Below are 20,891 nucleotides of genomic sequence, written 5' to 3'. Positions count from 1 at the left end.
GGCGAGCGAGCGCCGGGCGAGTCGCCCGCCAATCACCCGTACGTCCGTCAGCCCTCTTCCGCCCGTCGGAGGCCTCGGCGGTTCCCGGTCCGCCCGTCAGGGCTCCGGCGGTCCGTCGGTGGCCGCGGGGTGTCCGTCACCGGCCCTCGGTCCTCCGCCGGTGGCCGCCCGTCGTTCGTCAGTGGCCTTCGCTCGTCCGTCGGCGGCCGCCGGGTCACCTCTCCGTCGCCGGCTCCACGTCCCGCAGCAGCTGGCCGAACGCCGCCTCGTCGATCACCGGTGTGCCGAACTGCTTGGCCTTGACCACCTTCGACGTACTGGAATCCGGGTCATTGGTGACGAGCAGGCTGGTGAGGCGGGACAGGCTCGTCGCGACATGCAGCCCGGCCTCGACGGCACGGTCCTCCAGCAGTTCGCGGTCGACGGAGGTGTCCCCGGAGAACGCGACCCGCATGCCCTGCTTGAGAGGTCTGCCCTCTTCGTAGCGACCTGGGTTGGGATAGGGGCATGCGGGGCGTTTACGGGAAGGGCGCCAACTCCCGGACGGGTAGCCGCTCCCGGACGGGTAACCGCCCGCCTGGCGCACGATCCGCGGCGTCGCGGGGCTGTCGGACCACTCCTTGAGCGGCCGGCACTCCAGCAGCGGCAGCCGCACCCCGCCGCGCGCGGCCGCGCGAAGGCTCGGCCGGAAGGCCTCCGCGAGCACGCGTGCGTCGTCCAGCGCATGGTGCGCCCGCTGCTGGACGACTCCGAAGTGCGCGGCCAGCGACTCCAGCTTGTGGTTGGGCAGCGGCAGCCCCAGCTCCTTGGAGAGGGCGATGGTGCACAGCCGCTGACGGACCGGCGCCTCGCGCTCCGCGCGCGCGTACTCCCGCGCGATCATCGACCAGTCGAAGACCGCGTTGTGAGCGACCAGCACGCGGTCGGCGAGCCGGTCGGCGAACTCCTCGGCGATGTCATGGAAGAGCGGTGCCCCCTCGAGCATCTCGCTCGTCAAGCCGTGGATCCACACCGGGCCCGGGTCCCGCTCCGGGTTGACCATCGTGTACCAGTGGTCCTGGACCTCACCGCGTGCGTCCAGCCGGTAGACGGCGGCCGAGATGATCCGGTCGTCGCGGGCCAGGCCTGTGGTCTCCACGTCAACGACCGCGTACCCCTGCGGATACGCGGCCGGCCAGGAGGCTGGGGACGCTGCGGTCGTGAGGTCTTCGAGCATGGTCACTGAGGATACGGGCCACGACTGACAGTCAGGCCGTCGCCTTCCCGGAACGCGGGGCTCCCAGGGCCCCGGACACGGCTACGCGCGCGTGGACCCCGCAAGGGCACCGCTCGGCCACGGAGTTGACGCGCGCCCGCCCATCGGCCCGGCGTCGCCGCGAGCTCTCGGCCTCGTGCCGCCGCGGGGTCACCCGCCGTCAGCGGCTCCGGACCGCGGCCCTCGCCCCGTCCCGCAGCGGCCGGTACGCGGACCCGGTCGCGCCCTCCGGGGCTGCGCCACCGTGCACGAGGGCGAGCGGCGCATGCTTCTCGACGGCCGTCTCGGCGGCGAGCGCCTCCGCGCCCTCCCGGGGGCGTCCCCACTCCCGGGGCTCCGGACGGCGGACGCGTGAGGCGAGCGTGCGGCCCTCCGGATCCACCGGCATCGGCATCGTGGATGCACGGCTCGCCCTCCAGGTCGTGGCGCCGGCGTATCGTCCGAGGGTCCCGCGACGGTTGGCGGCTGTCCTTCGAGGGCAGCGCCGAGGAGCCGACGAAGGTGCCGAGGAGCCGGCGAAGGTGCCGAGAAGCCGGTGAAGGTGCCGAGGAGCCGCTCGCAGGGGACGGTTGTTGTTCGACGTCCGGATCAGCGTGCGAGCAGTGCTTCCACCAACGCCCGTACGGAGGTGACGAACAGCCGTTCCTGGTCGACCGGCGCGGCCAGCGCACGAGCCAGGCCCGGATCGTCCTCCGCGGTCTCGCTGTCCCACAGCTGCTCCTCGGCGGGCTGCTGGACCGGCGCGCGCTCGCGGTTGCGCTCGACCAGGACGAAGCCGACGACCTGGAACTGCACGGCCCGTACGACCTCGGCCGCGCGGGCGCCCCGCAGCCCCGTGGCGTGCACCTCGTGCACCAGGGCCCGCTGGGCGGGCAGGAACATCCGCTCGGTCAGGCCGCGTTCGTGCACCATCGCGACGAGGTGCGGATGGTCGCGCAGCTGTCGGCGCAGGGCGCGGGCCACCGACACGATGCGCTGCGCCGGCGTGCGCCCGGTGGGTCGGATCACGCCGAGGTCCGCGACGGTCCGCTCCACGAGTGCGTCGAGCAACGACTCCCGATTGCCGACGTGCCAGTAGATCGAGGTCACCGCGGTGCCCAGCTCGGCGGCGAGCTTGCGCATCGTCAGGGCGTCCGGGCCGTGCTGCTTCACGAGCCCGGCGGCGGTCTCCAGGACCTCGTCGCGCGTGAGTGCCGGTCTTCCCATGGTGCTCCCAAGTCCGTGTCCGCACGTGTATTTACCCTTCGCGGAGTCTGCTGTAACTGTGTTACAGGTGCCAGTGACGAACCATCAGGAACCGTCGATGCCTTGGGTGAAGGGCGGTACGACATGTCACGAGTGAGGTACGGAGCACGGACCGAGGCGGAGATCGCCGCCGCGCGCACCGCGAGTTCCAAGCTCCCCGACATCTGGTCCACCGGGGTGGTGGCCGTCTGGGAGAGCGATCCGGACGCGGTCGCGGCGGTGCTGCCGCCTCCGCTGAAACCCACCGGGCGGCCCCTGGTGCGGGTGAACATCAGCAAGGTCGATCTGCCGGGATACCCGCTGGGCGCGGGCTCGTTCGCCGTGGCCGCCGCGCACGACGGCGTCGAGGGCTGGTACCCGCTCGTCATGCCGATGACCCATGAGCGGGCCCTCATCGGCGGCCGCGAGGTCTTCGGGGAACCCAAGAAGCTCGGCGAGGTGACGGTCGAGCGTGACGGCCTGGTCGTCCGCGCCGCACTCGCCCGGCACGGCATCGCGTTCGTCGAGGTGCGCGGCGCGGTCAGTGGTGACCTGCCGCTGCCCGAGCCCGCCCAGAAGACCGACTTCTACTTCAAGTTCCTTCCCGCGGTGGACGGTTCGGGCTTCGACGCCGACCCCGTCCTGGTGCACTGCCTGCGCAACGAGAAGGTGCGCAAGCTGGAGCGCGTCACCGGGGACGTGGTCCTGCGCGAGTCGATGTACGACCCGGTCGCCGATCTCCCGGTACGCGAACTCGTCGAGATCACCATCGGCGAGAAGACCACGGACCAGCAGGGCAAGGTCGTCGAACGGGTCAGCGCCCAGGCTCTGTTGCCGTACATCCACCAGCGCTACGACGATCCGCAGCAGATCCTCGACGGGCCGCCGGAGGGAAGCGTCTGATGGAGCTCGGGGAAGGACAGGTCGCCGTCGTCACCGGCGCGGCGAGCGGGATCGGGCTCGCGATGGCACGGCGGTTCGCGGCGGACGGTCTGAAGGTGGTCCTCGCGGACGTCGAGGAGAGCGCCCTGGAGAAGGCCGCCGCCGAGCTGCGGGAGGACGGCGCCGACGTGCACGCGCGCGTGGTGGACGTCGGCGAGCGCTCCGAGGTCGTCGCGCTCGCCGAGGCCGCGTACGAGAAGTACGGCGCCGTGCACGTGCTGTGCAACAACGCCGGGGTCGGATCCGGCGCCGAGGGCCGCATGTGGGAGCACGACCCGAACGACTGGAAGTGGGCGTTCGCCGTCAATGTCTGGGGGGTCTTCCACGGCATCCAGGCGTTCGTCCCGCGGATGATCGCCCAGGGAGAGCCGGGCCACGTCGTCAACACCTCCTCCGGGGACGGCGGAATCGCCCCGCTGCCCACCGCCTCCGTGTACGCCATCACCAAGGCGGCCGTGGTGACGATGACCGAATCGCTGTACGCCCACCTGAAGGCGGAGCACGCGCGCGTGGGCGCGTCCGTGCTCTTCCCGGGGCCCCACATGCTCCGTACGGGCCTGTGGGAGTCGCACCGCAACCGGCCGACGCGGTACGCGAAGCAGCGGCCCAGAAAGACCCCGTACCGCAGCCTCGACCAGTGGGAGGCCGCGATGAAGGAGGCGGGCCACGAGGTGCGGTTCACGCCCGTCGAGGAGGTCGCCGACCTCGTCGCCGAGGGGATCCGACAGGACCGCTTCTGGCTGCTGCCCGAGAGCGAGCACAGCGACCGGCAGATCCGGGCGCGGTCGCAGTCGATGCTCGACCGCTCCGAACCGTCGTACCTGGAGAACTTCATTCTCGACTGAGGAGGCAGGCGATGGCCGGCCAGGACCCCTACCTGATCATCTCCTCCGACTGCCACGCCGGACTCCCCACCGAGGAGTACCGGCCCTATCTGGACCCCCGTTTCCACCGGGACTTCGACGAGTTCCTCGCGGGCCGCGACCGGCGCCGCGAGGAGATGACGCGGCTCGGGGTCCGTAACGAGGCGTTCGCGAACAAATGGTTCCAGGACAACGAGGAAGGCCTGCGCGGCGGCTGGGACACCGCGCAGCGCCTCAAGGAGCTGGACGGCGACGGCGTGGCCGCGGAGGTGGTCTTCCCGGACGCGGACGCCGTGGACAGCCAGACGGCCGCCCCCTTCGGTGTGGGCCTAGGTCTCTCCGGCGACCTGGACCCCGAACTCGGCATGGCGGGCGCGCAGGCCCACAACCGCTGGCTCGCCGACTTCGTCTCCGCGAACCCCGAACGCCACTGCGGGGTCGCCCTGTTGCCCCTCACGGCGGCGCCCGACAAGGTGGTCGCGGAGGTGTACCGGGCGAAGGAGTCGGGCCTGGGCGCCCTGATGATCCCCTCCATGTGGGTCGACAAGGAGCCCTACCACGACCGCCGCTACGACCCCGTGTGGGCCGCGGCCGCCGAGTGCGGGATGCCGGTGGTGACCCACTCCGGGGCGGCGCCGCGCCACGAGTACGGCGACCACCTCGGCATCTATGTCAGCGAGGTGACCTGGTGGCCCGCCCGCCCTCTCTGGTTCCTCCTGTGGTCGGGAGTCTTCGAGCGGCACCCGGGCCTCAAGTTCGGGATCGCGGAGTCGGGTTGCTGGTGGCTGCCGAACCTCCTCTGGTTCATGGACCGCCTCTACCTGGGCGCGCACGGCGGCAAGAAGCTGTCGCCCTTCGCGGAGCTGAAGCGGCCCCCGCACGAGTACCTGGACCGGCAGCTCTTCATCTGCGCGACGAACACCAAGCGCCGCGAACTGGCCCAGCGGTACGAGATCGGCGTCGACAACATCCTCTGGGGCAGCGACTTCCCGCACCCCGAGGGCACCTGGCCCGACACGCGCGCGTGGCTGGCGAAAACCTTCCACGACATCCCGGTCGAGGAGACGCGCCGCATGCTCGGACTGGCGGCCGCGGACGTCTTCGGCTTCGACATCGAGAAGCTGACGCCGCTCGCCCGGCGCATCGGCCCCACCCCCGCCGACCTCGGCCAGAGCGACGACCAGACGGCCGTGGAGGCGTCCTGGGCCCGCTCGCGCGAGGTGGGCCGCCACTGGCTGACCGACCACGACTTCCCGGTCCTTGGAGCCGCGTCATGAGCGATCGGTACACGGTGATCTCCGCGGACTGCCACGCGGGCGCCGATCTTCTCGACTACAAGCCGTACGTGGAGAGGCGGCACCACGAGGCGTTCGACGCGTGGGCGGCCACGTACGTCAACCCGTACGCGGACCTGCTCGCCGACACGGCCGACAAGAACTGGAACTCCGAGCGGCGCCTCGCGGAGCTGGAGGACGACGGGATCGTCGCGGAGGTCGTCTTCCCCAACACGATCCCGCCGTTCTTCCCGTCGGCCTCCCTGATGGCGCCGGCCCCCACGGCGGAGGAGTTCGAGCAGCGGTGGGCCGGGCTGCGCGCCCACAACCGCTGGCTCGCGGACTTCTGCGCGGCCGCGCCGGGCCGCCGGGCGGGCGTGTTCCAGATCCTCCTGAACGACGTGGACGAGGCGGTGAAGGAGATCCGCTGGGCGGCGGACGCGGGCCTCAGGGGCGGCCTGCTCCTGCCCGGCACACCCCCGGGTTCGGGCCTGCCCGAGTTGTACGCCTCGACGTACGACCCGATCTGGGCGGTCTGCGCGGAGCTGGACGTGCCGGTGAACCATCACGCGGGCTCGGCGTCGCCCCCGCTGGGCGACGAACCTGCCGCCCGGGCGGTGTTCATGGTCGAGACGACCTGGTTCTCGCACCGCGCGCTGTGGCACCTGATCTTCGGCGGCGCCTTCCGCCGTCACCCCGACCTGAAGCTGGTGCTGACCGAGCAGGGCTCGGGCTGGATTCCCGGGGTGCTCGACATGCTGGACTACTACCACGGGCGGTTGGTGGCGGCCGCCACGAAGGCGTCGACGGCGGAGTCGAAGTTCGGCGCCGGTCTGGCCGCCGCGATGGGCAAGGGTCCCTCCGAAGTCTGGCGGGACAACTGCTTCGTCGGCGCCAGCTTCATGCGCCCGCACGAGGTGCCGCTGCGCGACCGCATCGGCCTCGACAAGATCATGTGGGGCAGCGACTACCCCCACGACGAGGGCACCCACCCGTACTCCCGGGAAGGCCTGCGCATCGCCTACGCGGGCCTGCCCCGGGAGGAGATCGCGGCGATGGTCGGCGGCAACGCGGCCCGCGTCTACGGCTTCGACCTGGCCTACCTGGACGGGATCGCGGCGAAGGTCGGCCCGACAGTGGAGGAAATCGCCGAGCCACTGGGCACCCCGCCGGCGGACGCGACGAGCCCGGTGTTCGCGAGGGGAGGGTCGGTACGGGTGTGGTGACACCCCGACAGGCCGGTGCGGGTGTGACGAGGGTCGGACGGGTCGGTGCGTGGCCGGGGGCGCCCGGAGTGCCATCCTCCCCGTGTGACGGAACCCACGCACGACGAGACGCACGGGGGCGCGCTCGGTTCGCGGCTGAACTGGCTGCGGGCCGCGGTCCTGGGCGCCAATGACGGCATCGTCTCCACCGCGGGCCTTGTCGTCGGCGTCGCGGGCGCCACGAGCGACCGCACCGCGCTGCTCACGGCGGGGCTCGCGGGACTGCTGGCCGGATCCATGTCGATGGCGGCGGGCGAGTATGTGTCCGTCTCCACCCAACGGGACTCGGAGTTGGCCGCCCTGGCGGTGGAGAAACGGGAGCTCAAGGAGCAGCCGGAGGCAGAGCTCGAGGAGCTGACGGAGCTGCTGCAGGAGCGGGGCCTGTCACGGGACGTGGCCCGGGAGGCGGCGGTCCAGCTGACCGAGCGGGACGCTCTGAAGGCCCACGCGCGCGTGGAGCTCGGCATCGACCCCGACGACCTCACCAACCCGTGGCACGCGGCCTGGGCGAGCTTCCTGGCGTTCACCGTGGGCGCGCTGCTGCCGCTGCTGGCCATCGTGCTGCCCCCGGCGGACTGGCGGCTCGCGGTCACCGTCGTGTCCGTGCTGGCCGCGCTCGTCGTCACCGGCTGGAGCAGCGCGCGGCTGGGGTCGGCGGACACGGGGCGAGCGGTGCTGCGGAACGTGGCCGGGGGCGCCCTGGCGATGGCGGTGACGTACGCGGCGGGGGCCCTGCTGGGGGCGGCCGGCGCGTGAGCGCGCTGCCCGGTGCCGCATGACCACTGGCGGAGATCACCAAGAAGCAAGCGCGTACCGCTGGTAATACTTGTGGGTAACAACCCCTAGTCGCAGCGGACCAGCGGTTCTACGGTGCACCCATGCCGAACCTGCCCGATGCCGTGCTGTGGTCGATACCCGCCTTTGTGCTGCTCACCGTGATCGAGATGGTGAGCGTCCGGATCCATCCGGACGAGGACGCCGCGGGATACGAGGCGAAGGACGCCGCGACGAGCGTCGGCATGGGGCTCGGAAGCCTCGTCTTCGACTTCGTGTGGAAGATCCCGATCGTCGTGATCTACACGGCGGTCTACGGACTCACACCCCTTCGCGTCCCCGTCCTGTGGTGGACCGTGCCGCTGATGCTGCTCGCCCAGGACTTCTTCTACTACTGGTCCCACCGCGGGCACCACGTCATCCGCATCCTCTGGGCCTGCCACGTCGTCCACCACTCCAGCCGGAAGTTCAACCTCACCACCGCCCTGCGCCAGCCGTGGACGTCCCTCACCGGGTGGCCCTTCTACGTCCCGCTGATCGCCCTGGGAGTGCACCCGGCGGCGCTCGCGTTCTGCTCGTCGGTGAACCTCGTCTACCAGTTCTGGATCCACACCGAGCGCATCGACAAGCTGCCCCGCCCCTTCGAGTTCGTGTTCAACACGCCCTCCCACCACCGTGTCCACCACGCCTCCCAAGGCGGCTACCTGGACCGCAACTTCGGCGGGATCCTCATCGTCTGGGACCGGCTCTTCGGATCCTTCGCCGCCGAGACCGAGCGGCCCGTCTACGGGCTCACCAAGAACATCTCGACGTACAACCCCTTGCGGGTGGCCACGCATGAGTACGCCGCGATCGCCAGGGACCTGAAGGAGGCCGCGAGTTGGCGCGAGGGGGCGGGGCGGGTCTTCCGCGGGCCCGGCTGGCAGCCGGCCGCAGCGGTCACCCCGAAGAAGCCCGTCACGGAGCCCGTCGCGTGAGACCACGCCTCGCGCGCGTGCTGCTCGTCGCCTTCGCTCTCGCGGTGGTCGTCGACGTCGTCTCCCTGGCCGCCGGGTACGACCTCGGGCACGGGATCGCCAAGCCGCTCCTGATGCCGCTGCTCGCCGCCCACGCGGGCGTACGCGGCGGCCCGCGGCTCCTGGTCGCGGCCCTGCTCTGCGGCTGGGGCGGCGACGTACTGCTCCTGTCCGACGCCGACCCGGCGTTCCTCCTGGGGATGGCCTCCTTCGCGGCGGGACACATGTGCTACCTCGCCCTCTTCAAGCCCCGTGTCGGAAAAGGCGCTCCACGCGCGCGTGGAGACTGGCTCGCTGGGGGCTACGTCGTCGCTCTGGTCGCCACCGTCGCCCTCATGTGGCCCGACCTGCCCTCCGGTCTGCGCATCCCCGTCGCGGGCTACAGTCTGCTGCTGACCGCGATGGCGTACGGGGCCGGCAGGCTCGGGCTCGTCGCGGGTCTCGGCGGCGCCCTCTTCATGCTCTCGGACACGCTCATCGCCACCGGAGTCGCCGACTGGCCGCAGCTCCCGAGGCCGGACTTCTGGATCATGCTCACCTACGCCGCGGCACAGTATCTACTGGTCCGAGGCGTGCTGGGCACCCTCGGCGCGCGCCCCGCGCCGACGGCGGCGTACGGTGAGATGCGCTCAACCACCCCCTGAGCGCATCTCACCGACGCCCCGCACGAGAAGGACCCTCGACATGCGCGCCACCACCATCCACGCCCCGTACGACATGCGTGTGGAGGACGTGCCCGAGCCCATTGCGCAGCTGCCCACCGACGCGGTGGTACGGGTGCTGCGCGCCTGTATCTGCGGCAGCGACCTGTGGGCCTACCGCGGCGAGGCGGCCCGGCAGCCGGGGCAGCGGATCGGGCACGAGTTCCTCGGCATCGTGGAGGAGACCGGGTCCGAGGTGACCGGCGTCCGGCGCGGTGACCTGGTCGTCGCGCCCTTCATGTGGTCCGACGGCGTGTGCGACTACTGCCGCGAGGGGCTCACCACGTCGTGCGAGCACGGCGGCTTCTGGGGTTCCGTGGGGTACGACGGCGGGCAGGGCGAGGCCGTGCGCGTGCCGTTCGCCGACGGCACCCTCGTCCAGCTGCCCAAGGAAGCGGCCTCCGACGACCACCTGTTGTCGGCCCTGCTGACGCTGTCCGACGTCATGGGCACCGGCCATCACGCGGCCTTCGGCGCCGGGGCCCGGAAGGGCGCCACCGTCGCCGTCGTCGGCGACGGGGCCGTCGGGCTGTGCGCAGTGCTGGCCGCCAAGCGGCTCGGTGCCGAGCGGATCATCGCGCTCGGACGCCACCAGGTGCGTACGGACATCGCGCGCCGCTTCGGCGCCACGGACGTGGTCGCCGAGCGCGGCGACGCGGCGGTCGAGGCCGTGCGAGAGCTGACCAGGGGCCAGGGCGCGCACTGTGTCGTCGAGGCGGTCGGCACCGAACAGTCCATGAAGACGGCCGTGAACATCACCCGCGACGGCGGCGCCATCGGTTTCGTCGGCGTTCCGCACGGCAGCGGTACGGGCCTCGACCTGGGCGTCATGTTCGACCGGAACATCGCCCTGCGCGGCGGTGTCGCGCCCGTGCGCGCGTACATTCCGGAGCTGCTGCCCGACGTCCTCGACGGGACCATCGATCCGTCGCCCGTCTTCGACATGACCGTGGGCATGGAGGGTGTGCCCGACGGCTACAAGGCGATGGACGAGCGGACTGCCCTCAAGGTGCTCGTCACCAACTGACGGTCACCATCTGATCGGCAGCGGCAGTGCCGTCAGCACACCCGAAACGGCGACGACCACGCCCAGTGCCACGACCTCCGCACGCGCGGGGGAGCAGGCGCTGAGCGGGTCCGCCGCCCGGCGCAGCCGCAGTCGCGCCCACACGGCCAGGGCGGCGACGGCGGCCACCACGAGCACCTTGGCGAGCAGGGTGCGCCCGTACGCCGTCGACGTCAGCTGGTCCAGGACCGTGCCGGGCGGCATACGGCGCAGCGCGCTCCAGATGCCCGTCGCGGTGATCGCCGCGAACAGGACGGCCGCCACGCGCGCGTAGCGGCCGAGCAGCGCGGCACCTGCCTCCGAAGCCGTGACACGCCACCTCCGCAGCATCCGCAGGACGTGCAGCAGACCGCCCGCCCACAGCGCGGCGCACGTGACATGAATGAGGGTCAGGCCGGAGCCGACCAGCGGGCTGTGCTCCGTCGTGGGGTGGGCGCGCAGCGCCTCCGCGACCACCAGCGCGGCCAGCGGCCACACCTGGGTGCCCGGGCGGCGCGAGCGGGCGCACAGCCATGCCACCGCGAACGCGTTGACCTCCAGCAGCGCCAGCTTGCCCTCCCGGGTCCGGTAGAGCCCGCCGACGTCCATGTCGGAGAGGTGGTGCGGCAGCAGATTGCCGGTCGCCACGACGGAGGCGAGCCCCAACGCTGCGACGAAACCGGCGGCAGCGGTGTAGGGCGCCCAACTGCGGGGCGCATCCTCCAGCGGCGCCCCCGGCACGCGGCGGGCCAGCCGGGCCGCGAACAGTTCGCCCACGGGGACGCACAGCGCCGCGAACAGCACCGTACGCAGCACGGCGATGCCGCCGACGCCGGGCGCCGCGGCCTCGCCCGTACCCTGCAGCGCGGTACGCGGGCCGAGCAGCGGGAGCAGGGCCGCGACGGCCACCAGGGCGAGCACGGCGACGGCCCGGCCGGTGGCGCGGCGCCGCGCCGGCTCACTGGCGTCCGCCACATCGGCTGGGCGTCGTGTCAACGTCACCTCACGATCTTCAACAGGCGTTACAGATCTGGGCAAGTGGACGGAAACAACTGGTGGGACGGCATTCCGCCCATAGGTACGTTTCGGGCCGCTCCGAGACTCAGCCCGCTCCGAGACTCAGGCCGACCGAGCCCATTCGGCGTCGCACCGAGCTGTCTCCGGGTCGCACCGAGCGAACTCCGGGTCGGACCGAGCGAACTCCGGGTCGGACCGAGCCCACTCCGGGTCGCACCGAGCCCCTTTGGGGCCGGACCGGGGCCGGTCCAGGACGGACCGCGCCAGGTCCGGGTTCGTCCGGCTCCGACTCAGGCCCACCGGGCCGAGTCCGTTCCCCAAGGCCCCGGCGGTCGCGCCCAGTCGGCGGGTCCGCCCGCGAAGGAGACCGGCGGCAGGGCGTACCGCAGCCGTCCGATCCCGCTGTCCCGCTCGGCGAGCCAGGCATCGGGCCGGTGGTACGCCAGGTCCTGCGCCCTTTGCCGCTCGACGGGCGCCGCCTCATCTCGCTCGACCGGCCCTGCCTCGTCCTGCTCGATCCCGTCCGTGAGCCAGGCCGCCGTCCGCGCCAGCGCCAGTCGCACGACGCGGCCGTCCCCTTGCTCCGACCGCTCGGTCAGCGCGCGCAGCACGGCCGCCGCCAGCAGATAGCCCGTCCCGTGGTCGAGGGCCTGCGCGGGCAGCGCACCCGGCTGGTCCGGCGAGCCCTCCGTCGCGGCGATCCCGGTGGCCACCTGCACCAGGCTGTCGAAACCCCGCCGCTCACCCCACGGCCCGTAGGCTCCCCACGCCGACAACTGCGCCACGATCAGCCCGGGTTTGCGCTCGGCCAGTGCCTCGGGAGAGAGCCCGTACCGGTCCAGCGCGCCGGGCCGGTACCCGGTGACGACGACGTCCGCCGTGGCGAGCAGCCTCTCGAACGTGCTCCGGTCGGTCGCCAGGTCCAGCGTCGTCGACCGCTTCCCGAACCCGGTGTCCGCGTGCGCGTCGGGGTCTTCGGGAAGCCGCGGTGCGTCCACGCGCAGCACGTCCGCGCCCAGCAGGGCGAGTGTGCGGGTGGCGACCGGGCCCGCGATGACCCGGGTCAGGTCCAGGACGCGCACCCCGGCGGCGGGCAGCAGCGGGTCGCCGTCGAGCGGGGGGAGCACACGCACGCGTGCGGTGCCCACGCGTTCACGCTCGATCAACGGCCGCCCGGCCACCGCGATCCCCTGCTCGTGCGCGGCCCACTCCTTGGCCGTGCGCAGCGCGACGGCGAGGCCTCCGGCGCCGTACACCGTCTCCTCCACCTCCGCCGCGGACCGCTCGGCGAACAGGCCGTCGACGTCCGCCACCGTCGCGTCGTCCGCCAGCCCCAACGCGGCCAGCAGCCGTGCCCGGTGATGCGGATAGTTCGCGTGCGTCCGCACCCAGCCGTCCGCCGTCCGCCAGAACCGCGACAACGGCGCGAAGCTGACCGGCGCCCGGCCGTCGATCTGCAGATGCCGCTCGCTGACGAACGCGGTGGCCACGGCCCCGTCGTCCACGCGCACCGCGGGCACCTCCGGGAGTCCGGCCCGCCGCGCACCCAGCTCGGCGGCCGCGAGCGCGCACGCCGCCACACAGGCCCTCGCCAACTCCCGCACGGGCAGCCGGGCCTCCAGCGCTCCCTCCCGCGCAACGGTCGAAACCCGGGGGAGCAGGGCGGGATCTCCGCCCAACTCCTCCCACACGGCAACCATCGGTGAATGCGTCATACAGGCACTATGCCGGGTGGACTCAATCAACATGAGAGGCGGCCGCCCACCACAGGCGCACCTCCTTGCGTGCGTCCGTCGGGCGCAGCTCCCATCCCTGGGCGAGCGCGACTTCGGCGACGTAACTCCCGCCGACGCCCCGGTAGATGTGCAGCGGTATCGCGCACTCGACCGGCGGCTTCGCCTTCTTCGGCCTGCGCGGCGCCGAGGCCGCCGCGGTCCACCCGGCGACCGCCTTGTCGACCCGCGCCCTGTAGTAGTCGGTGTCGCCCTCGTGCCGCACCTCGGGCCACCACACGCACCAGGAGGCCAGGTCACCGAGCCGGTCCAGCGTCCGGCCCATGAACTCTGTGAAGTCGTGCTCGACGCGCTCGCTGAACGCGGCGATCACCTCCACCAGGAGACCGATCGCGAAGAAGGCGAGCACCGTCGCCACGCCCACTACGCACAGCACCGGGACGTACACCACGGTCGCCATGAAACGGAGCACCAACTGCCACCTGGGCCGGACCGGTTCGGGAGTCCAGGTCGCGGGATCTTCGTACACATGCATGCCGAAGATCCTGCCGTACGGGACGGCCGGGCCGGGCGGATCGTCCGCCCGGCCCGAACCATCTGCACAAGAGCCCTACTTCGTCACCGCGTCCAACGCGTCCGCCGTGCCCCAGCCGTAGAAGCCGTTGTAGTTCTTCGACCCCTCGCACACCGCGTCGACCTTGCCGTCGCTGTCGATGTCGTACGGGTCGGTGCACGGTGTGGCATCGGCCTCGGCGTACAGCAGGGCCTTCACCAGTGCGGCGGGGGCGTACGGGTGCGTCGACTTGATGAGGGCTGCCACGCCCGCGACATGCGGGGTCGCCATCGACGTACCGGCCATGTAGCCCCACTTGCCGCCGGGCAGCGGGCCCAGGATCAGACCGCTCGTGGCGGGCGGGGCCGGCGTCTGGTAGCGCGTCGAGTCGCCGCCGGGTGCGGCGATGTCGATGACGCCCAGGCCGTAGTTGGAGAAGGACGACTTGATGCCCTTCGCACCCGTCGCCGCGACCGTGACGACGCCCGGCAACTGGGTCGGAATGTCATAGCACTTGGACGGGTCGATCACCCGGTCCGACGGGGTTCCGTCGTTCGGGGAGACCGGGTCGGTGATCGAGTCGGCGGCCAGGTCGTAGCTCTCGTTGCCCGCCGCCGCGACGTTGACCGCGCCCTTCTTCTCCGCGTACCGCGAGGCGCGAGTGATCGCGTCGACCAGGGCCTTCTGATCCGGGTCGTCCTTGCAGTTGAAGTACCAGGGGTCGGTGTAATAGCTGTTGTTGGTGACGTCGACGCCGTGCTCGGCCGCCCACACGAAGCCGCAGACCACGGCCTCCGTGTAGAAGTAGCCGGCCGTGGTGGCCACCTTGATGCCGGCGACCTTCACGCCCGGCGCGACACCGGTGATGCCGACGCCGTTCTTGGCGCCCGCGATCTCACCCGCCACGTGCGTGCCGTGCGGGCTCTCCGCGGCGGTGGGCCGCCAGGCCCCGTCGGCCGTGTCCGGCTTGCCCGACACACAGTTGACGGAGGCGTCGCGGTCGAAGTTGGGCGCGATGTCGGGGTGCGTGTCGTCGACACCGGTGTCGATCACGGCGACGGTGACCTTGCTGCTGCCGAGCGTCTTCTCGTGCGCCTTGTCCGCCTTGATGGCGGGCAGGTCCCACTGCAAGGGCTCCAACGGGTCCTGCCCATCGGCGGCTTCGGCGGTCGCGACCTGCTCCTGCTGGGCGGTGAGCGCCTGCGGCGTGCCCACGTCGGTGGTCGACTGGGCCGGCAGCGGCGCGTTGCGCGTGTTCCCCGCCGATTCCACGCCGTGTACGCCACGGATCGTCCTGGCGAAGTCGGCGTTCGACGAGTGTACGACGATCACGCCGATCTGGTCGTACGACGTCACGATGGTGCCGCCCGCCTCGGCGACGGCCTTTTCCACGGAGGCGGAAATGCCGTGTCCGGGGCGGACGTTGACGACATAGCTGAGCGAGGTCGCGTCGGTGGCGGCAACCTGCTGGGGTGCCTCCTGTGCCGATGCGGTGGCGTTCGGCAGGAAGGCGAGGGCCGTCGCCGTGGCCATCCCGAGCGGGATCGCTATGGCGCGACGGGAGCGCTTGTAGGGCGCTGTCATGAAGTCTCCAGTTCGATTCGCGGGACGAGCTGTACGAGCCGTGCGGAAGCTCAACCGGCGGTCATCGGCGGTTACTTGATCCAACGATCGGCAACGGATTACTTGACCGCTCGGAGCGCGTTCACGATCCCGGACCCATAGAAGCCGTTCACGCGCTTGCCGCCCACGCAGGTGGCGTCCACGACGCCGTCGCCGTTCCCGTCGTACGGGTCGGTCGGGCAACCCGGGTTGTCCGCCTCGGCCTTGAGCAGCGCCTGGAGCTGGGCCGGGGTGGCGCTGGGGTACTTGGACTTCAGCAGCGCCGCGACACCGGCGACGTGCGGCGTCGCCATGGAGGTGCCCTGCAGGAAGCCGTACTGGTTGTTCGGCATCGTGGAGAGGATGCGGCCGTTCATCGACGGTGTGTCCGGGATCTGGTACTTGTCGCCGCCCGGCGCCGCGACGTCGATCACGCCGTCACCGTAGCTGGAGAAGTACGACTTGGCGCCCTTGACGCCGGTCGAGCTCACCGTGACGACGCCCGGCAGCTGGGTCGGCACGTCGAAGCACTTGTGCGGGTCGACCGTGCGGGTGACCGGGGTCGAGTCGTCGGGGCTGGAAGCGTCGGTGAGCGCGTCCGAGTCGAGGTCGTCGTTGGAGTTGCCCGCCGCCGCGACGTTCAGGGTGCCCTTCTTCTGGGCGTACAGCTGGGCCCGGTTCACCGCGTCGACGATGGCCCGCTGATCGGGGTCGTCCAGGCAGTTGTAGAGCCACGGGTCCACGTAATAGCTGTTGTTGGTGATCTCCACGCCGTGATCGGCGGCGAAGACGAAGGCGCAGACGACGCTCTCCGGGAAGAAGAGCTGGGTGGAGTCCGGTTCGGCCACCGTGATGCCCGCGACCTTCACGCCGGGCGCGACGCCCGCCACGCCGATGCCATTGCGGGCCGCGGCGATCTCGCCCGCGACATGCGTGCCGTGGTAGTGGTCGGCGTCCACGGGACGCCAGGCGCCGTACGAGGTGTCCGGCTTGCCGCCCACGCAGTTCGCGGACTGCGAGGCGGAGAAGTTCGGGGCGATGTCCGGGTGGGTGTCGTCGACGCCGACGTCGATCACGGCCACCGTCACGTTCTTGCTGCCAGGATTGATCTTCGCGGCCTTGTCGGCGCCTATCGCGCGCAGGTCCCACTGGTCGGCCTCGAGGGGCTCCTCGCCCGTGGTGGCGCTCTGCGAGACCTTGGCGGCCTGCGCGGCCGACAGTACCTGCGCCGCGCCCTCGTCCGTCGTCCCCGCGGGCGTCAGCGGCGTCGTCCGCGTCGCGCCCGCCGACTGCACTCCGCGTACCGCCCGGATCTGCTTCCCGAAGTCCGGGTTGGCGGAATGGACGACGATCACACCGATCTTCTCGTACGCGATGACGACGGTGCCGTCGGCCGCCGCGATCGCCCTCTTCACCGACTCGATTGTGCCGTGGTCCGTCTTGGTGTTGACCACGTACGCCAGGTTCGGACCGTCCGCGCTCGTCGCGGCGGACGCCGTGAGCGGGGCGGCCGACGCGGCGCCCGGCAGGAAGCCGAGCGAGGCGGTGAGCGACAGGACGACCGGCACGGCCAGGGCGAGGCGGCGTCTGGATCGCAGATGAGCCATGGGATCTCCACATCATCCGGAAAACGGAGCTGCCCGAACACAGGTGGTGCTCGGGCAGGTACATGACGGAGTGGTGCAGGCCGAAGCTATCCCCCGTCCGACCTGGCCAGCAATGACTTTCGTCGATGACTTCCGAAAGAAGTCGGGGGAGTTGAACCGGTCCACGCGTGGCGCCGTGACCTTGAGCAGGGAGCCCGAGGACGATCGAGCCCCCTACTGGATTACGCACAGAAGTCGAATCGTCACTTCTGGTTACGTGATCCGCATCACTGTGAGGTCAGAACCGCATGTCCGTACCCGAGCCGTCCCCGTCCGCGAGCTCCGACTCGCCCCCGTCCACCGTCGCAACCGCACCCGTATCGCGAGGAGACACCGTGGCCACCGACGCACCGCCACCCTCGAAAGCCGGATCCCCACTCCCCTCCACCGAGGAGTTCGTCGAGGTGCAGGAGGGCGCCGAGTTCGGTGAACTGCGCCGCTCCTACCGCTCCTTCGCCTTCCCGCTGACCATCGCCTTCATCGCCTGGTACCTGCTCTATGTCCTGCTCTCGAACTATGCGGGCGACTTCATGGGCACCAAGTTGTTCGGCAACATCAATGTCGCCCTGGTGCTCGGTCTCGGCCAGTTCCTCACCACGTTCCTCATCGCCTGGTGGTACTCGCGGCACGCCGCCGCGAAGCTCGACCCCAAGGCCGAGGCCATCAAGTCCCGGATGGAGGGCGACGTATGAGCCCCGCGATCACCTTGGCCGCCGGTGAGGCGAGCGAGCACCGGCCGCTGATCATCACCCTGTTCGCGGTGTTCGTCGCCGCGACCCTGGTCATCACCGTGTGGGCGGGCCGCCAGACCAAGAGCGCCGCCGACTTCTACGCCGGCGGCCGCCAGTTCACCGCCTTCCAGAACGGCCTCGCCGTCTCCGGCGACTACATGTCCGCCGCGTCGTTCCTGGGCATCGCGGGCGCGATCGCCCTCTTCGGGTACGACGGCTTCCTGTACTCGATCGGGTTCCTGGTCGCGTGGCTGGTGGCCCTGCTCCTGGTCGCCGAGCCGCTGCGCAACTCCGGCCGGTACACGATGGGCGACGTCCTCGCGTACCGCATGCGCCAGCGCCCGGTCCGAACGGCCGCGGGCACCTCCACGATCGTCGTGTCGATCTTCTACCTGCTGGCCCAGATGGCGGGTGCGGGCGTCCTGGTCTCGCTGCTCCTCGGCATCACCAGCGACGGCGGCAAGGTCGGCATCGTCGCCCTCGTCGGCGTCCTGATGATCGTGTACGTCACCATCGGCGGCATGAAGGGCACCACCTGGGTCCAGATGGTCAAGGCGGTGCTGTTGATCGTCGGCGCACTGCTGCTCACCTTCCTGGTGATGCTGAAGTTCAACTTCAACATCTCCGACCTGCTCGGCAAGGCCGCCGACAACAGCGGCAAGGGCACGCCCTTCCTGGAGCCCGGCCTCAAGTACGGCGCCACGTCCACGACCAAGCTGGACTTCATCTCCCTGGGCATGGCGCTGGTCCTGGGCACCGCGGGCCTGCCGCACATCCTGATCCGCTTCTACACCGTGCCCACGGCCAAGACCGCGCGGAAGTCGGTGAACTGGGCGATCGGCCTCATCGGCGGCTTCTACCTGATGACCCTCGCGCTGGGCTTCGGCGCCGCGGCGCTGATCAAACCGGAGGAGATCGTCGCCTCCAACAAGGCGGGCAATACGGCGGCACCCCTCCTGGCGCTGCATCTGGGAGGCGTCGACTCCAACTGGGGCGCCATCCTGCTCGCCTCCATCTCGGCCGTCGCCTTTGCCACGATCCTCGCGGTGGTCGCCGGTCTGACACTGGCCTCGTCCTCCTCGTTCGCGCACGACATCTACGCGAACGTCATCAAGAAGGGGCAGGCCACCGAGAAACAGGAGGTCAGCGCCGCGCGCTACGCGACGATCGCCATCGGTGCCATCTCCATCGGCCTGGGCGCCCTCGCCCGTGACCTGAACGTCGCCGGCCTGGTCGCGCTCGCCTTCGCGGTCGCCGCGTCCGCCAACCTGCCGACGATCCTCTACAGCCTCTTCTGGAAGCGGTTCACCACGCAGGGCGCGCTCTGGTCGATCTACGGCGGTCTGGTCACCGCGGTCGGCCTGGTGCTCTTTTCGCCGGTCGTCTCGGGCAAGCCCACGTCGATGTTCCCGGACGTCGACTTCCACTGGTTCGCGCTGGAGAACCCGGGCATCATCTCGATCCCGGTCGGCTTCCTGCTGGGCTGGCTGGGCACGATCCTGTCCAAGGAGGAGCCGGACACCGGCAAGTACGCCGAGCTGGAGGTTCGGTCCCTCACGGGCACGGGAGCGCACTGAGTCCGCACCGCCGACGGCCCCGTCGTAGACACTGGTAGATCACTACTGGTAGGTCCCTACGACGGGGCCGAGCCGTACCTCGTGTGATCCGGCCGATGTCGATGTCAGTGTCGTCACGTAGGCTCGCAGGTGTCTGAAAGATGTGATCCGGATCGAGGGAGGGGGCCTAGATGCTCATCGACACCTACGGCCGAGTGGCCACCGACCTGCGCGTCTCGCTGACGGACCGCTGCAATCTGCGGTGTACGTACTGCATGCCCGAAGAAGGCCTGCAGTGGCTGGCCAAACCCGATCTGCTCACGGACGACGAGATCGTCCGTCTCATCGACATAGCCGTCACCCGCCTCGGCATCACCGAGGTCCGCTTCACCGGCGGCGAGCCCCTGCTGCGCCCCGGTCTCGTGGGCATCGTCGAGCGGGTCGCCGCGCTGGAGCCGCGCCCCCGGATGTCCCTGACGACCAACGGCATCGGCCTCAAGCGCACCGCGACCGCCCTGAAGGCGGCGGGTCTGGACCGGGTCAACGTCTCGCTGGACACCCTGCGCCCCGACGTCTTCAAGACCCTCACCCGCCGCGACCGCCACAAGGACGTCATCGAGGGCCTTGAAGCCGCCCGCGACGTCGGCCTGACACCGGTCAAGGTCAACTCGGTCCTGATGCCGGGGCTGAACGCCGACGAGGCCCCGGACCTGCTCGCCTGGGCGGTGGAGCACGACTACGAGCTCCGCTTCATCGAGCAGATGCCCCTGGACGCCCAGCACGGCTGGAAGCGCGAGGGCATGGTCACCGCCGGTGACATCCTCGCCGCACTGCGCACGCGGTTCGAGCTCAGCGAGGAGGGCGCCGACGAGCGCGGCTCCGCCCCGGCCGAGCGCTGGCTCGTCGACGGCGGGCCGCACCGCGTCGGCGTGATCGCCTCGGTCACCCGCCCGTTCTGCTCGGCCTGCGACCGTACGCGCCTGACGGCCGACGGTCAGGTCCGCACCTGCCTGTTCGCCACCGAGGAGACCGACCTGCGGGCCGCGCTGCGCTCGGACGCCCCCGACGAGGAGATCGCCCGCATATGGCGGCTCGCGATGTGGGGCAAGAAGGCGGGCTCGGGGCTGGACGACCCCTCGTTCCTGCAGCCGGAGCGCCCGATGTCGGCGATCGGCGGCTGAGCCGACCCTTGCGGGACCCGGGCGGCTGCGCCAACGCACGCGGCACTCCGGCGGCCGGGCTAACCCTCGGTGGACTCCGGCGGCCGGCGGTCCTCCCACTCGTCGAGCTTCATGACGTCCTTCAGGAACCCGCGCACACCAAGGAACTTGGACAGATGCTCGCGGTGCTCCTCACACGCGAGCCACGTCTTGCGACGCTCCGGTGTGTGCAGCTTCGGGTTGTTCCAGGCGAGCACCCACACGGCATCGGCACGGCAGCCCTTGGCCGAGCACTGCGGTGTCACGGGGGAGGTATCGGGGAGCGGGAGAGTCACGACTCAACCCTAGACGGCCCCGAAAAGGCGACGCCGAGCAGCCACGGGGGGAGCTGCCCGGCGTCGGTCTGTCGCTCCGACGGGGGATGCGGAGCGCATACGAAGTATGTCACGGGTAACCCGTCGCCCGGCACCGGAACAACATGATTGATCTGAGCTTTTCTTGAGCTTGGTGCGCGGCCGGGTTCCGCTTTCGGAG

The 20,891-nt window shown here is 70.9% G+C and carries 20 protein-coding genes; 11 read left to right on the top strand and 9 right to left on the bottom strand.

Annotation, left to right across the window (positions count from 1 at the left end):
• Window positions 1-214 precede the first annotated feature (214 nt).
• The 3 genes from IEY95_RS20010 to IEY95_RS20000 all read right to left on the bottom strand — a co-directional run bounded on the left by IEY95_RS20010 (window position 215) and on the right by IEY95_RS20000 (window position 2,461).
• Window positions 215-1,216: a DEDDh family exonuclease gene (locus IEY95_RS20010; RefSeq protein WP_189187433.1), complete on the bottom strand. Its 1,002-nt coding sequence runs from the start codon at window positions 1,214-1,216 to the stop codon at window positions 215-217.
• A 199-nt stretch (window positions 1,217-1,415) separates the two neighbouring features.
• On the bottom strand, window positions 1,416-1,643 hold the full coding sequence (locus IEY95_RS20005) for a hypothetical protein (protein WP_189187432.1): 228 nt from the start codon (window positions 1,641-1,643) through the stop codon (window positions 1,416-1,418).
• 200 nt (window positions 1,644-1,843) lie between these two features.
• Entirely contained in the window at window positions 1,844-2,461 is a 618-nt protein-coding gene (locus IEY95_RS20000; protein ID WP_189187431.1) for a TetR/AcrR family transcriptional regulator, read from the bottom strand.
• 123 nt (window positions 2,462-2,584) lie between these two features.
• On the opposite strand from IEY95_RS20000, the gene IEY95_RS19995 reads away from it, so the two are divergent.
• The 8 genes from IEY95_RS19995 (at window position 2,585) to IEY95_RS19960 (ending at window position 10,341) form a co-directional block, all read left to right on the top strand.
• A complete protein-coding gene (locus tag IEY95_RS19995) occupies window positions 2,585-3,382 on the top strand; it encodes an acetoacetate decarboxylase family protein (RefSeq protein ID WP_189187430.1) in 798 nt (265 codons plus the stop codon).
• Entirely contained in the window at window positions 3,382-4,266 is an 885-nt protein-coding gene (locus IEY95_RS19990; protein ID WP_189187429.1) for an SDR family NAD(P)-dependent oxidoreductase, read from the top strand. Before IEY95_RS19995 ends, IEY95_RS19990 begins: the two co-directional genes overlap by 1 nt.
• An 11-nt stretch (window positions 4,267-4,277) precedes the next feature.
• Window positions 4,278-5,561, top strand: a complete 1,284-nt coding sequence (locus IEY95_RS19985) for an amidohydrolase family protein (protein WP_189187428.1) — start codon at window positions 4,278-4,280, stop codon at window positions 5,559-5,561.
• Complete coding sequence (locus tag IEY95_RS19980; protein WP_189187427.1) at window positions 5,558-6,784, top strand: amidohydrolase family protein; 1,227 nt, start codon at window positions 5,558-5,560, stop codon at window positions 6,782-6,784. The genes IEY95_RS19985 and IEY95_RS19980 overlap by 4 nt, the downstream gene beginning before the upstream one ends.
• Window positions 6,785-6,868: 84 nt before the next feature.
• A complete protein-coding gene (locus tag IEY95_RS19975; RefSeq protein ID WP_189187426.1) occupies window positions 6,869-7,579 on the top strand; it encodes a VIT1/CCC1 transporter family protein in 711 nt (236 codons plus the stop codon).
• A 122-nt stretch (window positions 7,580-7,701) separates the two neighbouring features.
• Window positions 7,702-8,574: a sterol desaturase family protein gene (locus IEY95_RS19970; protein ID WP_189187425.1), complete on the top strand. Its 873-nt coding sequence runs from the start codon at window positions 7,702-7,704 to the stop codon at window positions 8,572-8,574.
• Window positions 8,571-9,257: a lysoplasmalogenase gene (locus tag IEY95_RS19965; protein WP_189187424.1), complete on the top strand. Its 687-nt coding sequence runs from the start codon at window positions 8,571-8,573 to the stop codon at window positions 9,255-9,257. The genes IEY95_RS19970 and IEY95_RS19965 overlap by 4 nt, the downstream gene beginning before the upstream one ends.
• A 40-nt stretch (window positions 9,258-9,297) precedes the next feature.
• Entirely contained in the window at window positions 9,298-10,341 is a 1,044-nt protein-coding gene (locus IEY95_RS19960) for a zinc-dependent alcohol dehydrogenase family protein (RefSeq protein ID WP_189187423.1), read from the top strand.
• A 3-nt stretch (window positions 10,342-10,344) separates the two neighbouring features.
• Here the strand turns inward: IEY95_RS19960 and IEY95_RS19955 are convergent, their stop codons facing one another.
• From IEY95_RS19955 to IEY95_RS19935, 5 genes are all read right to left on the bottom strand, one after another.
• Window positions 10,345-11,361, bottom strand: a complete 1,017-nt coding sequence (locus tag IEY95_RS19955; protein ID WP_189187422.1) for a CopD family protein — start codon at window positions 11,359-11,361, stop codon at window positions 10,345-10,347.
• 305 nt (window positions 11,362-11,666) lie between these two features.
• Window positions 11,667-13,091: a CoA transferase gene (locus IEY95_RS19950; protein WP_229703172.1), complete on the bottom strand. Its 1,425-nt coding sequence runs from the start codon at window positions 13,089-13,091 to the stop codon at window positions 11,667-11,669.
• 22 nt (window positions 13,092-13,113) lie between these two features.
• On the bottom strand, window positions 13,114-13,644 hold the full coding sequence (locus IEY95_RS19945) for a hypothetical protein (RefSeq protein ID WP_189187421.1): 531 nt from the start codon (window positions 13,642-13,644) through the stop codon (window positions 13,114-13,116).
• Window positions 13,645-13,719: 75 nt separating this feature from the next.
• On the bottom strand, window positions 13,720-15,246 hold the full coding sequence (locus IEY95_RS19940; protein ID WP_189187420.1) for a S8 family peptidase: 1,527 nt from the start codon (window positions 15,244-15,246) through the stop codon (window positions 13,720-13,722).
• Between the two features lie 98 nt (window positions 15,247-15,344).
• Window positions 15,345-16,871 carry a S8 family serine peptidase gene (locus tag IEY95_RS19935; protein WP_189187419.1) on the bottom strand — a complete coding sequence of 509 codons (1,527 nt, stop codon included), beginning with the start codon at window positions 16,869-16,871 and terminating at the stop codon, window positions 15,345-15,347.
• A gap of 374 nt (window positions 16,872-17,245) precedes the next feature.
• On the opposite strand from IEY95_RS19935, the gene IEY95_RS19930 reads away from it, so the two are divergent.
• The 3 genes from IEY95_RS19930 (at window position 17,246) to moaA (ending at window position 20,378) form a co-directional block, all read left to right on the top strand.
• Entirely contained in the window at window positions 17,246-17,602 is a 357-nt protein-coding gene (locus IEY95_RS19930; RefSeq protein ID WP_189187418.1) for a DUF485 domain-containing protein, read from the top strand.
• A complete protein-coding gene (locus IEY95_RS19925; protein WP_189187417.1) occupies window positions 17,599-19,218 on the top strand; it encodes a monocarboxylic acid transporter in 1,620 nt (539 codons plus the stop codon). Before IEY95_RS19930 ends, IEY95_RS19925 begins: the two co-directional genes overlap by 4 nt.
• A 170-nt stretch (window positions 19,219-19,388) precedes the next feature.
• Complete coding sequence (gene moaA / locus IEY95_RS19920) at window positions 19,389-20,378, top strand: GTP 3',8-cyclase MoaA (protein ID WP_189187416.1); 990 nt, start codon at window positions 19,389-19,391, stop codon at window positions 20,376-20,378.
• A gap of 59 nt (window positions 20,379-20,437) precedes the next feature.
• On the opposite strand, the gene IEY95_RS19915 is transcribed toward moaA, so the two are convergent.
• Window positions 20,438-20,692: a hypothetical protein gene (locus tag IEY95_RS19915; protein WP_189187415.1), complete on the bottom strand. Its 255-nt coding sequence runs from the start codon at window positions 20,690-20,692 to the stop codon at window positions 20,438-20,440.
• Between the last annotated feature and the right edge of the window lie 199 nt (window positions 20,693-20,891).

It is taken from the genome of Streptomyces albiflavescens (assembly GCF_014645835.1).
In the GTDB taxonomy this organism is placed as follows: domain Bacteria; phylum Actinomycetota; class Actinomycetes; order Streptomycetales; family Streptomycetaceae; genus Streptomyces; species Streptomyces albiflavescens.
The sequence above is the reverse complement of the archived record's forward strand: the minus strand, read 5'-3'. Positions and strand labels throughout refer to the sequence as shown.

Bases quoted from the DNA above. Each gene is read 5' to 3' on its own strand.
- IEY95_RS20010 (WP_189187433.1), bottom strand. From the start codon at position 1,216: ATGCTCGAAGACCTCACGACCGCAGCGTCCCCAGCCTCCTGGCCGGCC.
- IEY95_RS20005 (WP_189187432.1), bottom strand. From the start codon at position 1,643: ATGCCGGTGGATCCGGAGGGCCGCACGCTCGCCTCACGCGTCCGCCGT.
- IEY95_RS20000 (WP_189187431.1), bottom strand. From the start codon at position 2,461: ATGGGAAGACCGGCACTCACGCGCGACGAGGTCCTGGAGACCGCCGCC.
- IEY95_RS19995 (WP_189187430.1), top strand. From the start codon at position 2,585: ATGTCACGAGTGAGGTACGGAGCACGGACCGAGGCGGAGATCGCCGCC.
- IEY95_RS19990 (WP_189187429.1), top strand. From the start codon at position 3,382: ATGGAGCTCGGGGAAGGACAGGTCGCCGTCGTCACCGGCGCGGCGAGC.
- IEY95_RS19985 (WP_189187428.1), top strand. From the start codon at position 4,278: ATGGCCGGCCAGGACCCCTACCTGATCATCTCCTCCGACTGCCACGCC.
- IEY95_RS19980 (WP_189187427.1), top strand. From the start codon at position 5,558: ATGAGCGATCGGTACACGGTGATCTCCGCGGACTGCCACGCGGGCGCC.
- IEY95_RS19970 (WP_189187425.1), top strand. From the start codon at position 7,702: ATGCCGAACCTGCCCGATGCCGTGCTGTGGTCGATACCCGCCTTTGTG.
- IEY95_RS19960 (WP_189187423.1), top strand. From the start codon at position 9,298: ATGCGCGCCACCACCATCCACGCCCCGTACGACATGCGTGTGGAGGAC.
- IEY95_RS19950 (WP_229703172.1), bottom strand. From the start codon at position 13,091: ATGACGCATTCACCGATGGTTGCCGTGTGGGAGGAGTTGGGCGGAGAT.
- IEY95_RS19945 (WP_189187421.1), bottom strand. From the start codon at position 13,644: ATGCATGTGTACGAAGATCCCGCGACCTGGACTCCCGAACCGGTCCGG.
- IEY95_RS19940 (WP_189187420.1), bottom strand. From the start codon at position 15,246: ATGACAGCGCCCTACAAGCGCTCCCGTCGCGCCATAGCGATCCCGCTC.
- IEY95_RS19935 (WP_189187419.1), bottom strand. From the start codon at position 16,871: ATGGCTCATCTGCGATCCAGACGCCGCCTCGCCCTGGCCGTGCCGGTC.
- IEY95_RS19925 (WP_189187417.1), top strand. From the start codon at position 17,599: ATGAGCCCCGCGATCACCTTGGCCGCCGGTGAGGCGAGCGAGCACCGG.
- moaA (WP_189187416.1), top strand. From the start codon at position 19,389: ATGCTCATCGACACCTACGGCCGAGTGGCCACCGACCTGCGCGTCTCG.